The sequence below is a fragment of the Pseudoalteromonas luteoviolacea genome (assembly GCF_018100925.1).
Classification (GTDB): domain Bacteria; phylum Pseudomonadota; class Gammaproteobacteria; order Enterobacterales; family Alteromonadaceae; genus Pseudoalteromonas; species Pseudoalteromonas obscura.
Genome location: NZ_JAGJEH010000001.1, coordinates 591,311 through 604,650, shown reverse-complemented (window position 1 = coordinate 604,650; position 13,340 = coordinate 591,311). Strand labels below are relative to the sequence as shown.

Below are 13,340 nucleotides of genomic sequence, written 5' to 3'. Positions count from 1 at the left end.
TCTATATACGCTAAGAAACTATCTGTAGTATATTTTTTGAATTCTAAATTGGCCTCCCTCTGCGGTACACCTTTGGATAATGCTTCTTATCTGAGAGCTTGTATCCGCAATTTCATACCACATCATATCGCCAGAACTTGTCGCATAGCAGCCTACATGATAATACGCGAAGTCGGTAACTGACTTCGCAGACACAGGTGCTGCAGCGCCGAGTGTAATTGCCGCACTCAGAAATAAAGATGCTAATTTCATTAATTATTCTCCTTTTATAGATTAGCATCTATTTTTTATACCTAAATTTACAAAATGTAAAGAAGCTTGTCACAATTATGTTTCTTTTAATAGTGCGCTAAATCTCCTACAAAGCGGGTAAACTTTGAGCCAAGCTTAATGTTAAGCAATTCGCTAAAATAACCTTTATTGACGTCTCGTTTACGTGTATATCTTACTGTCAAACAAACATATACCAAGTTGCTCATTTAAAGATAAAACACCTAAAGCTCTGTTTATATTGGAATACCCATTTCAGAAACTGAGTGTAGATACACGTATCCAAAGAGGACTTTTTAGACGTTCTCCAAAACTCCGTCGGAATGTATTGAAATATATAAATTTGAATTGTTTAGATAAATAGCAATGCGTAATAAATGGGATCAACTTGTCTCTGCTTGACCACTAAATCGCACTTGGTTTCGACCATTACTTTTGGCTTGAAACAGGGCCATGTCTGCGTCATCAAATAAAGTTTGAAGATTTACTTCATTTGTATGGCTCCAACGGGCTCCTCCAATACTAACGGTGACAAATTCACCTTGTCCTGCACAGTGTGGTATTTTAAGTGCACTGACCGCTTTACGTATTTTTTCAGCTAAACTTTGTGCCGCTTTTTGACTTGTGTTTGGAAGAATAATGGCAAACTCCTCCCCGCCTATTCGCGCAAGTAAGCCATTTTTTACCGTTAACTTGCTCGACAACGCCTGACAAACATTTTGTAAGCAATAGTCTCCAAGTTGATGACCATAGTGGTCGTTATATTGTTTAAAATTATCTACATCGATCACTAAAAGGCAAAAATCTAAACTCGACTTTTTACTTTTTTCCAAAGTCTCCGAAAGCACATTTTCATAGACGCGGCGATTAGCTATCCCAGTTAAAGGATCCAAACTTGCAAGGCGTAGTAACTCTTCCTCTCGCGCCTTAAAATGCCTACTCGTATGATCTAATAGGTAATTGTAAGTCATGCATAACGACGCGTTGTTTGACCCATGTTCAACGTTAAGATGCTGGGGTGTATTCTCATTTTTAGCGATGTTGTCGAATTGCTCCATTAAGTCTATCAGCTCATCTTTCATGCCATGTTCGCCAAAGTTCAAGCCTATCGTTTCCGTCTGAGCGGAGACCCGCAGAGGGTGTACTTTATTTACTAACCACAAAAAAACTAAACCTATGGAGCAAACCCAGATAGCGCACGCCGCGACCCCTATCAACTGCACGATAAGCTGCTCTGAGTGAGTGTCTAGCTTTAGTTTTTCCAATGGCACAAACAATGCCACTGCGACAGTACCCCAAATACCGCCTCCCAAATGAACTGGTACTGCACTTACAACATCGTCTATTTTAAACTTCTCTAATAGATCGCCAAGCAATACGCTAATACAGCCAGAGATTGCACCAATAACAATCGCCGAAGGTAAATTTACTAAATCTGCACTGGCAGATATTGCCACCAGCCCAGCAAGTAGTCCGTTCAATACATAACGTATTCCTTGCATAGAATGTAAATTCCAAGACAATAGTAGTGCACTCACACCACCTGCACATGCTGAAAGAGCTGTATTTGAAAACACCCGAGCCAACTCAGTGCTAGGTGTATGTATGCTACCTCCATTAAACCCAAACCACCCAATAAAAAGTAAAAAAGTCCCCAGCGCTGACAGAGGTAAGTTTTGGCAATACATTTCTTTTGGTTCACCTTCTCTAGTAAACCGCCCTAACCTAGGCCCCACAACAACAAGTGCAATTAAAGCTATCCACCCACCAACAGAATGAACAACGGTTGCGCCAGCGAAATCGATAAAGCCAAGCTCAATAAGCCATCCCATTGGTGCCTGTTCGAAATGTTTACCATGCCAAATCCAATGGCCAACGATAGGAAATAATGCTGTTGCGGTTAAAAAAGAGCAGATAATGTAACCGGAAAATCGCATTCTCTCTGCCACTGCACCCGATAAAATAGTCGCCGCAGTGCCACAAAACATCATTTGGAATAAGAAATACGCTAAGATTGAGGGGTTGTCATAGCTATCCAAGGCAAATTGATTGGTACCGAAGAACCCACTTGCACTCGCGCCATACATCAACCCATACCCGACTAACCAAAAGCAAACGCCGCTAATGCAAAAATCTGCAACGTTTTTCAAAGCGACGTTAATGTTGTTTTTGCTTCGAACCAATCCACTTTCTAAGCAAGTAAACCCAGGCTGCATTAGCAGCACAAGCGCGGTGCAAAGCAACGTCCACGTAATAGATATCGTATGTGGGTCGATCTCAATATTTAGCAAAGATACCCCAAACGTTTGGTGACTCGTATAACGAGCTTAGACAAGCTCCTTATATTTCTCCACACAAGCTCACAATTCTGTTATTAAACAGTCTAGCTAGACCTGATTTTGTGCAAATTGTGCATGAACGATAGTTCAGAACTTCGCGTTTACCCACATGTTACCTATCCATATTTTAACCCAGCAAGATAAGCGCGCCGTTTTACCCAAAACTCGGCTTCCAGCCAACGTTGTTCCTGCCCATAGAAATAGTCCCTTTGCTCAAGGTAATTGACAAAGTCTTTGACGACTTTATTGCGATACTCCGTCAGCCCATTGGCGTCGCTATTTAACCAAAGCGCAATAGCCTTAGCTGCCTGTAGGCCATTTGCAAGTGCTTTGTATATACCTTGAGAGCTAATTGGATCATAGCAAGCAGCAGCATCGCCCACTGCAAGCCATCCGTTTCCAGCAGGAGGGCTCAATAAACTAGAGGGTGTTTTCCAACTATTTAGTCGATTAGGGAACGCTGAACCTTCAATTCGATTGTTGATATGTTTGCTATGTTTGAGTAATGAATACCAGTTTTCAGGCTGTTTTAACTTGAGCTTTTTTGCCACCGCAATATCCGTGGTCAAGCTAACAACCTGTAAATTGTTGGGTATTGAAGCACAATACCACCAACCTTGCTCAACCGCCTCTAACAGGGTCAGCTTATTCTCATTCAAGTGGGTGTCTTGACAGTCAAAATACGCAGCAAAACTCACCATTAAATCTTGCATACTCACCGCTGCACCAAACTTTCTCGCAACTTTTGCGGACTGCCCCGTTGCATCTACAACAAAACGGCAACAAACATCAGGGTGGTTCTCAAATGACAGCTTGATGGGGTATAGGTCATTTTTCATGACAGATAAATTGCTAAACCGTGTGTTGTCGACTAGAGCGCCAGACAAGGCTTTAAATTGTCGAGCCATAAACAAATCAAATCGGCGTCGATCTAAATGCCAGCCTGCTCCGTAAGGATTAAATAAGTTGTCATTAAATCCCAATTGGGTGCTTCCCCAGCACGAATAACTACCTAAACACGGTTCATGATGTTGCGAAGAGAAAGCATCAAATATATTCAAACGCTGGAACAGAGTTTGGGTATTTGGCGGAATACTCTCTCCTATTTTAGGCTTTGAATAGGTGCCTGCTTCAACAATAAAAACACTATCAATGCCCAAGTTCTTAAGCGCGATCCCTGTTGCTGTACCAGCAGGACCGCCACCAATAATGGCAACCTCGAAACAAAAATCGCGCATGATCTCTCCTTACTTCTTGCGAGTCGCAGTACCGCTACCACCTAACAAAGGCCATGGCTTAGGCGCTGCTAACTCAGGCTCATCTCCATGCAGCATACTTTCGACTTCGAGATAAACATGCTCTGAATACTCCCTGCCATCGTCAATGACAGTTCCTTGAACAACAACGCCAATATCATCCCATTTAGTCAACATTTCTCGGTATTCCCAAAAGCGACCAGCATTGGCTAAATCATGTTTATCAGTTGGCGTATTCTCCAGCGGGTAAGTTCCTTTTCCTCTAACGGAGTAACGCTGTGCAGGTAGATCTTTGGCATTAATATCATAGTCATGCGCAACATATACGGTTACAGGACGCTGGGCTGGCCAAGACCAATAAAGGGTTTCTGAATTCAAGTCGTTGGGAGACGTTTGGTGAATTGCACAAGAGTTGTAATCGGCATGCCAAGGCAACGCCATAAATTTAGTCGCGTCACCTGGCTCCAAACCTAAATGCTCCACATCTTCGTGTCTTGGTATCCAACCTAACCCTAAAAACGCTGTGTTGGCATTATTTATCGCAGCATAGTTAAGTAGTTTATGCTTTATCCGAAATGGACCTGCGCCAGTTTGCCAATCCTGATACATGGCTGTTTCTCTAATTATCCATGTCATATCGATTCCAGGGCTAAACCGACCCCCCAGACAGTTTTGCAATGTAGCTCGGTCGAGATACTCTCCTTCACCTAACTTTTGTGCATTGCTGTCTACATAATTGTGATTCGACCAACTATGTAAGAACTGGTATTGCGTGACCGTTGGCGTCAAAAACGGCTTTCCTCCCGCTTCGCTCGAATCCCCGAGCGATAACGGCATGAGTGGTGCACCTTCGTCAATTGACTGCGATCGCCACGTCGCCTCAGTACCGGGATTAGGTTGGCGGATATAGGCTAAACCAGCAAGAATTGTCGTGTCGGGATCATCGCTAGCGGTGATCTCATCCACAGATTTATGTGCTTGTATCGCAATTTCCGGAAGATAGGCATTCCAAAGTTGCTGCCCTGTCGCTTTAAAAATAGGCCGTATATGGTCATCAAATGCAGGTTTGTACTCTGGGTTAAAGCGACCATTGCAAAACACGTCAGGTTGCAAGTTTAGCTTTCTCACAAATGTGTCATACGCTTCGTCAAAAAGTGATACTACGTTTAACGTTTGAGGCGCATAACTCGGATCTGTCACAACGACCCAGCCGCCAAATACTTCTTCGCAAGAGCCATCTTCAAACTCAATCACAGCTGTAACTGGGCCGTCTGATGTGTCATCAAACCATTGATCATTATTAACCGGCCCATCGATAGGGACAGGGTTATCTTTGTTGTCTAACCGCCAGCCAACAGCTTTACCATACCCACCCGCCACGATTAGCCTACCGCAACTGTCTGTTAGCATGTTTCCTAAGCTGGTTATCCCCCTTGCCTCTCTACTTTTTTGAAGTGGCTTTCCGGTACATCGTTTGGTGTCTTCGCCCTTTTTTGGAATATCTAAATGGTCAAAGTGCATATAAGGAAAGGAAAATGGATAATCCGCAACACTGACTGTTTCTGTGCCTTTTAAATATGCAGCCTGTGTGTGGCTTTTGCTGTCAAACTGTGCAAGGTCACTGTTTTGATCGACCACTCTGGGCCCTGCATCAATTACCAAGCGGCGTAAACGGCTCTCATTGTATGGGTCTAAGCCTTCAGGTAAATTTCTTAATACCGGAAAGTTTCCGTTTTCATAAGCAACAACACCATGATCATCGTCGTTGACAAACCATGCCGATTTTTTATTGGCTAAGTGCACACACCATTTAATATTTTTAACCGTCTTCCCTTGGATCTGAGACCCTATCGTCACTTCTTGTTCAGCACCCTGTTCGGGGTAGCTTGGCTTATCAAGGTCGCTATATGCAAAGACTCTGAAACGCGCAGCTTGTCGCTTAAATGCACCTTGTTGATCTCTCAGCTGGCTACTTTTTATGACTTCTCCAGTGTCTGGGTCGAGCGGCAGTCCGCCCGTTGTTTTATCTTCAGGCTTTCCTGGTTGAGGCAACGCTGCGATAGACTCTGGTGCAAGGTAATATTCTTCACTGTTACCAACACGTGCAATGCCTATAGCTGGATGAACTCTAAATATTGTTTTAGACATACTCATGTTCCTTATGATTCATTGGACATCGAAAAAACGGGTAGTACACCGTTTTGCCAACATGCAGATATCGCCGCGCCATTTTTGTACATCACAGTGGCAAAGTCTTTGGGCGTGTTACCTGTGGTGAATGTTTCATTCATAATCAACAGGAACTCATTGAAGTGAGACAGTTGGATTTCCTGTAACTTTTTCTGCCGCTCGCCATAGGGTTCTATTGCAAATGTTTCTGGTAGCGGCTGCTTGAGCATATAAGTGAACTTCTCATAGTGATCCCACGTTGGCTGAACGTCATCAACACGGTTCTGATATTCAGGGGGGACATATTGTGCATCCTTGGCAACACCCTCCCCTTGATCGACGATCAGATCGATTAGGTTATTCACTTGAGGTAGTCCCTGCTCATGAGACTCAGTAATAGTCAACTGCGTATCTGGATAGAAGCGCTCAAAATGATTAACTTGTTTATGGTTACCTTGAATACATTCTCTTAATTGATGGCAACCGTTTGCTATTGCACTATACAGCTCACCAATTGAACCATACTCATCGGATACCTGTTTGCTATCAGGCACTGACCAATCCGGATACTCAATGATACACATGGTATTTAATCTTTGAATATCAAAAGCACCAATGGCTGTTGAATAAGGGTAGTAAATATCTTTGGGGTTAGGTGTATCTAAATCAAAGTCTAGATGTGGGATCTCTCCTCCATACATTGGGGCACATATTTGAAGTTCTGTACCATAGGCATTGGCGATGTTGGCGGCACTTTGCATATGCAGCATTTCTTGATTAACGATAGACTTAATAAGTCGCCCAGCTTCGGTTGACTGATCCTTTATCGAATACATTGCCGCCATATAAAACGGGATTGTATACAGTTCAACATCAACCGCCCACTGGAGGTGCTCGTGCAGAGCCTTCAATGTCCAGAGGTCATCTCGGGTCACTTTTTTGGGTTTAATGAGCTTTTTTGCCTTCAGCAAGGGCGAAGCATTGACAAGTTTTATCATGATAATTCCTTTATGGGTTTAGCTTGTCGCAAACCCACTTAATGCCATCCCCAGTCGCATCTATGGAGCAATACAAACTCTATAGGCATCGAGCGTAACTTTACGAACAAACTTTGACGGTACATAAGGAGTAAATGAGGAGCGAACTACGTTGACAAGATCAAAAATGACTGTTCAAACAACACACGAAACAACAAATAGCATACTTGTTGAGTGACACCAATTTAGCCAAAATTGTATCGAGTAAAGTAGATACGCGCCCCTCGATTGCTACTTACCTCACCGAAACCTTAGATCCGATCTATCAAAATGCCAGCCAATTAACCTTACACTTTATTACACCTGCTGACTGATTTGATGTAACAGGATGTAATACCTTAAATCAGGCGGTGCGATACGCTTGAATGGGGCTGTTCTTAGCAAGAATGGTTTGATTTGAGACACAAAGAGCAAGAGACTATGATGAAACACCGTCTAAACACATCAAGGGTCACGCTAAAGCTGGGTGCAATTTCTGTTGCATTAGTAAGCACTGTCGTTGGCTGCAACGTATTTACCAATCAAGAGAAGCCTAAAGAGTCGAATATATTTCAATTTTCGAATTCTGGGATACGTAAAATTTCACCGGATCTCTACGTCGCTTTCCCAAAAGGCGGAAGTGAGACCCCACAGCGCGTTCCGAGTATTGATCAAGATACGCTGCTGGCAGGTGGATATTCCCTAAATGAATTACTAGAGGCTGGACAAAACCAGTTTAATGTTCCTTTTGACCCTGCCAATGGCCATGGTGAAGGCGCAAAGGGACCAAGATCTAAGCAAAGGTATATATGGAATAACCGTGGTGGTACCGATAAAGACCCTGCAGCGTGGCCATTTTTAAGAGTGAATGGTCTTGATTCACAAAGCTGTTTTGAATGCCACAACACCATTGGTCAATACACTCCAAATGGCGCTAAAACAATCGCTCAGGTTAGAAAGCCAGCGGCACAAGGAGGCTCAGCTGCTGTAGCCAGTAATGCTTTTATTAATGACCAGTTTCCAGAGGAGCTCTATCAACTACTGGGGACAGATCCAAAAAACAAAGCTGTAATGACCAAGTTTGTACGCAATCCTCCTCATGTATTCGGTTCGGGTTATACCCAGCGGTTAGCGACAGAAATGACAACCGAATTACAAGCACAAGTAGAAGCCACCAAAATGGTTGCTCTATTGTATCGAAACAACACTCAGAGTATTCAATTGACATCAAAAGGCATTAAATTCGGTCGTTACTCAGTGACCTGTGCAAAGGGCGGAATTGATAACTGCGATGAAAATACTTTAGAAGTTGTGGGCGTGCAGAAAGACTTTGTTGTTCGCCCGTTCCAATGGGGTGGAATTTCCTCCACAGTCAGACATTTTGCCCGTGATGCATTAGATTTTCACTTCAGTGTGCAGGCTGTTGAGAAAGTCGGCAACAAGGATTGTGATTTAGATGGTCTTATTAATGAGATCACAGTAGGTAACGTGACCGCTCTTACGGCATATGTCAGTATGTTTAGGCCACCTATTCAGCTAGCTAACAACGACAAAGGTGCACAAAAACTACCAGGCAAAGCACTCTTTGAGCAGGTCGGCTGTATAAACTGCCACACTTCAACTTTGACAATGGACAATCCGACACTGACTATAATGACCCCCCCTGATGTGCCTGACGATAAAGCATGCCCTCCGGAAGTAGCACAACTGATCAACCCAGCAGATCAACTTTCAGGCGCCGCAAAAGAAGCTAAACTACAAGTCAAACATGCATTTCAAAACCAGTCAGTATTAGCATTGACTCGTTCTAATGAGCTAATCACCCCTGAAAAACTGTATCAAACCGCATTGCCACACCTTCACACCACTAACGTCAAACATTTAGCCGAAGGTAACTATCAAATAGATTTGAATCTCACTGGATATGCGCACAACCAAGTCCCTGATTATGTGTGGCCTAGGTTAATTAGCAAAAACGGGGCTACAACTTCAGTACCTTTATACAGTGACTTGAAACTCCATTTTATGGGTAAAAAACTGTCTGATAATTATCCACAGCCAACGGATACTGAGGGGTATGCTGCTCAACCAGGTGTCTATGTGACACGTCCACTTTGGGGAGTTGGTGACACAGCTCCTTACATGCACGATGGTCGAGCGAGGACTTTATTGGAAGCCATACAGTTGCACGGTGCCGAGGGTAGTGAGGCGAAAAAAGAATTCATCAACTTCAACAATCTATCAGCGAACGAGCAACAAGAACTCATTGAATTTTTAGAGAGCCTTAGACTCCCCATACAAGACGGTGTCTCCGAAATACAGTACGTTAATAAGTAGACACGCAATTAGTGAGTATTGCAGAAGCAAAGTGAGGTCAGATTAGACCCTGTGCCTCACTTTGTAAGTACAAGGGCTCGTGAATGAATTGTACATACACATATAGCATTACGTTGATAAAAGGCGATCCAGATGGTTTAAGATACATTACACGTAATCGATAAAGCTAGGTTAAAAAACATAGCTTCGTCTAACTTTAATAAAGTGTTTATTAAATACTTTTTTTAGTACGCTCTTTTTGTAACGCTTGCTTATGTTGATTGAAAACATTTAGTGGCTAATAAAAATAGCCACTAAATCAAGGCGATTTACTTGCCTATATCATTACTTTAAGCTGATTGACCTAAAGTTAGTTACGCCGGTGTAAATAGAACACCCATCGTAACCTGTGATAGTTACGCTTCTTCCTGACGCATATGCGGTCAGGATCATGCTCATATACCGCTCACCAGAAGCAGTAGAAGTATCTAACACATAGTCAAAATTTGTATTTGTATGGCAAGAAGATTTTTTGATTAGTGAACCTTCAACCTTTATAAATAATTTGTCACCATACACTGGCCCAGATAATATAGATGTTATTTTCCCAGTGTGACTCGGTGTCGCAAAACTCAACCCACTATATAGTGCCAATAGCACAATTAATAATCTCATATACATACCCCCTCAAAAAAGGGAGATTATATCCACAAAGAGATAAAAATCAAAATTGATTTTCATAAAGAAATTAATGGCAACTAAAAATAAATAAATTCATTTAATAACGCCTCAGCAAGAGAAGAAATAAAAAATATAATACGAGCTTATAAAGAAAAGCCAAGTTTAAAAATAGTGAGAATAGTTAGTAGCGTTTTAAGTTTATGCTAGTAATTCACAGCACTGCGTTAAATTCGCTTACCGTTTTAACTTTTTGGTCGCATCATGCGTGGAAAGATACAGCGATAGTTCTTGGCATCAACCCAGCTCACTAGTCATTTCCGTACGATTGCCATCATGAATAGTCCACACTTTAACCTTCAGAAGAAGCTCCTCTATTGAGAACACCCATTCAATTCTAACTACAAATTAACGAAGGCATCATGTTAATTCTTCTTGTAGTCTTCATAGCCTCAAGTTAATTAGTTCTAAAATTGTGCTTTCAGTTGCCGTCAATACAAACATACAAGTGCACTTTCCGAACAAAGCGTTTGTTTATTACCCATTTGGAAATTAAATCAATAAATTATGCTGTTCAATTATTTCGAATAACACACAAACGATATAAAATCCCACTTTTACTGTCTCCCCTTTAATGGAAAGGTCATTAGGTATCAATTCATGATAAAAAAAAGCTTAATCGGATTATCAATACTTGCGTCAACTACAGTAATCGCTGATGACTCTCTTGATATATGTTTAATCACAGGCGAGCCATCTTCAGATGTATCATTTGAGAAAATTCATAAAATTAAATATGGAAAAGGAACATATGGTAGTGTCTCAGATATTTTGCCGCACCTTGCAAGAAAAGCAAACGCAGTGAACGCCAATGCTGTGGTTAATTATGTTGGTTCGCAAAGATTTGGATTTTTCCCATGGCGTTTTGTCCGCCCGGTTGTAAGGGGGGAAGCTGCCAAGCTATATCTGCGTGACGGACAAACCTGTGCAAGTATTGGCGGGGCAACCGTCAGAGAGGTTATACAAACTAATCTAGAGCCTCATCTAATACAAAGGTAGCCAACTAGTTAATATACAAGCGCAGCAACTTTTAGTTGTTGCGTAACTACTAAAAGCAAAATGACTCTCTAACATCTAAACAGTAGGTGTCAGTGAAAACGCAACTCTTTTATAACTACGGTGGTATTAGAGTCCAGTATTACATAATTAAATTTGCTCTTGTTCGACGTGTCAAGCACTCTCACATTTGTCAACATCTTCTCTCTTTGATGGATGTAACTTGAACGTGGTGATCGCGTTAATTATATTGCTGTCAATTCCGTTTTTTATAAACTCCATTGAAAAACGAGACTTAAAGCGCAACCTTTGATCTTCTTCCTTGCTCAGCCTCATTACCTGTCACCGCTATTTTGGGCTCCTCAATAGAAGCATCTCGGTTTATTGTTTCTGGCTTCTTCTCAGCGGCTTGCATCCTCTTTTTTATTGCACTTTAAAAACACGCTACGCGTATCATTGAAAGTAACAATATGTAGATATTCTTCATCTAAAACAATTCGGGGTCGATTTGCCCTATTGCCATATACAAAAGCTATAGCGCCATTTACTATGTGCACCAGTACGTTAACAGAATTCTTTATCTATTTTATTATTCGATATTCACAGCTCACCTCTTTTCGCGGTTCTTACCTATTTTCGCGACTTTATTTACATACTATCAAACCTAAAACATAAATTTGGCCAAACAATTAACATGCAGTAACATCATTCAATTGAGTGGGTTTCACACAAAAATGGGAGAAAGGAATTGTTTAGTAAATGGTTTCAAAGCACTAATATAAAAGGTGCAGAAATACAAAGCTATGACGACAGAATGTTAATTGTAAGGTTGGGCCGGATATTTCATTGGCTACTAGTAAGTACCTTGGTTGTTCCGCTGTTAACCTTAGTCATTCAATGTATCTTTACATGGGATCAGCTACACTATGACCCAACTAAGCTTGAAAACTGGACAGGTGTTCACGAAACCTTTTCTTTGCCAATTGGGGTATTCACGCTATTCATCGCCCTAACCTCTTTAGTTGGGCTATATTGGCGCGGCCTTAAGATGCAAGCCCAATTAGAAGTCTCGCACAAGCAATATAACTTAGCACAAAAAAAAGAAACACTCGCTTTCTACATCGGTCATAAAAACCTATTTGGTGATCATGTCGATCATTTACTCATGCAGTATGCTAGTTATTCTAAAGAATTTGCTGCCAAAGTGACGATAAATCAGGGCAAGATGTATGAAAGAACATTTCCAAACAACTCTCACGAAAAAGTAGAAAACTTTTCGATGTCAGCCTCTGCCCCAGTACTGAATCATTCGAGAGTGCAGTCTGATATTAAAATCAGCCAGTTAAATGACTTTGGAAAAGCAACCAGTCACTTTGGTGAAATCATGGTTGTTATTTCAACCTTTATAAGCCCGACTGGGCTCATTGTAAATTCAGAGTTGGGGCAAGGTTTCGATAAAGAAGGTGAAGATGGTAAAAATACCGTGATATTGGCTCGTAAAAAAGCTTTTTTAAAAGAGTTAACCTTAGCAATGAGTATTCTCCGAGAGGTTAACCTAATCGATGAAAAAGCCTATCAATTTTTTACAGATTCGATTCAAAATGCACACCAAGACTGTTTAGTACAGGAGGCGAGCGATGCAAAAAGTAAGATAGAGTCTACACCACACGGTACCTGCTCAGTTTAACCCTTGTATTTATTGTCTAATTCACAGCAGACAAGCTTAATATTGAGAGGAAGGCGTGTTTAACGCCTTCCATATTGCTATTAAGCGCAAAGCTTTTGGTCTAATTGCTCAACGAAATTGCATTCTGTTTAGCTAGTTTGGTGAGCTCTAAAGCTATTTGACGACGTAAATTAAGTCTCCACCTGTCGACGTGTCGTTGTTTAAGTTGACAAGATCTTTTGCCAGCACAATCATTTCTTTCGGCACTTACATGCTCAAAGCTAATCTCTTTGTCATTATAAAATATCATTGAACGAAGAAGGTAGCCTTTATAATCTAGCTCAGCCTTGATAAAACCCTCACCGCTTTCTTTTATCTTCCATTGTGCTTTATTGATCCCTCTTTCAGCTGCTTTTTTTGGTTCTTTTACATAATCAGCAAGTTTAAATGGGTCATTATAAAAGGTATAGTTGTTGCCGCTAACTGAGCGTAAATTCAGATCGCCTTTAGCCATTACAACAGGACTTGTCACGAGCAGTGAAGAAATTATTATTAAATATTTTAACATGACAAT

General features: G+C 41.4%; 10 protein-coding genes. 3 read left to right on the top strand and 7 right to left on the bottom strand.

The features are described from left to right. Nucleotides 1–18 precede the first annotated feature (18 nt). The 5 genes from J8M00_RS02335 to J8M00_RS02315 form a co-directional block, all read right to left on the bottom strand. On the bottom strand, nt 19–252 hold the full coding sequence (locus tag J8M00_RS02335) for a hypothetical protein (protein ID WP_211008756.1): 234 nt from the start codon (nt 250–252) through the stop codon (nt 19–21). Between the two features lie 401 nt (nt 253–653). Continuing rightward, entirely contained in the window at nt 654–2,561 is a 1,908-nt protein-coding gene (amt, locus tag J8M00_RS02330; RefSeq protein ID WP_211008755.1) for an ammonium transporter, read from the bottom strand. Nucleotides 2,562–2,725: 164 nt separating this feature from the next. Continuing rightward, the gene (locus tag J8M00_RS02325; RefSeq protein WP_211008754.1) at nt 2,726–3,847 is read right to left on the bottom strand and encodes an NAD(P)/FAD-dependent oxidoreductase; all 1,122 of its coding nucleotides are present in this window, start codon (nt 3,845–3,847) and stop codon (nt 2,726–2,728) included. A 9-nt stretch (nt 3,848–3,856) separates the two neighbouring features. After that, nucleotides 3,857–6,013: a LodA/GoxA family CTQ-dependent oxidase gene (locus J8M00_RS02320; protein ID WP_211008753.1), complete on the bottom strand. Its 2,157-nt coding sequence runs from the start codon at nt 6,011–6,013 to the stop codon at nt 3,857–3,859. An 11-nt stretch (nt 6,014–6,024) separates the two neighbouring features. Further along, a complete protein-coding gene (locus J8M00_RS02315) occupies nt 6,025–7,032 on the bottom strand; it encodes a ferritin-like protein (RefSeq protein WP_211008752.1) in 1,008 nt (335 codons plus the stop codon). 459 nt (nt 7,033–7,491) lie between these two features. On the opposite strand from J8M00_RS02315, the gene J8M00_RS02310 reads away from it, so the two are divergent. Further along, the gene (locus J8M00_RS02310; RefSeq protein WP_211008751.1) at nt 7,492–9,387 is read left to right on the top strand and encodes a di-heme oxidoredictase family protein; all 1,896 of its coding nucleotides are present in this window, start codon (nt 7,492–7,494) and stop codon (nt 9,385–9,387) included. A 324-nt stretch (nt 9,388–9,711) separates the two neighbouring features. Here the strand turns inward: J8M00_RS02310 and J8M00_RS02305 are convergent, their stop codons facing one another. Further along, nucleotides 9,712–10,041 carry a hypothetical protein gene (locus tag J8M00_RS02305; protein ID WP_211008750.1) on the bottom strand — a complete coding sequence of 110 codons (330 nt, stop codon included), beginning with the start codon at nt 10,039–10,041 and terminating at the stop codon, nt 9,712–9,714. 663 nt (nt 10,042–10,704) lie between these two features. On the opposite strand from J8M00_RS02305, the gene J8M00_RS02300 reads away from it, so the two are divergent. Together J8M00_RS02300 and J8M00_RS02295 are read left to right on the top strand one after the other, a co-directional pair. After that, nucleotides 10,705–11,103: a hypothetical protein gene (locus J8M00_RS02300; protein ID WP_211008749.1), complete on the top strand. Its 399-nt coding sequence runs from the start codon at nt 10,705–10,707 to the stop codon at nt 11,101–11,103. 745 nt (nt 11,104–11,848) lie between these two features. After that, on the top strand, nt 11,849–12,787 hold the full coding sequence (locus J8M00_RS02295; protein WP_211008748.1) for a hypothetical protein: 939 nt from the start codon (nt 11,849–11,851) through the stop codon (nt 12,785–12,787). Between the two features lie 100 nt (nt 12,788–12,887). Here J8M00_RS02295 and J8M00_RS02290 read toward each other — a convergent pair whose 3' ends face one another. Next, on the bottom strand, nt 12,888–13,334 hold the full coding sequence (locus J8M00_RS02290; RefSeq protein ID WP_211008747.1) for a hypothetical protein: 447 nt from the start codon (nt 13,332–13,334) through the stop codon (nt 12,888–12,890). Between the last annotated feature and the right edge of the window lie 6 nt (nt 13,335–13,340).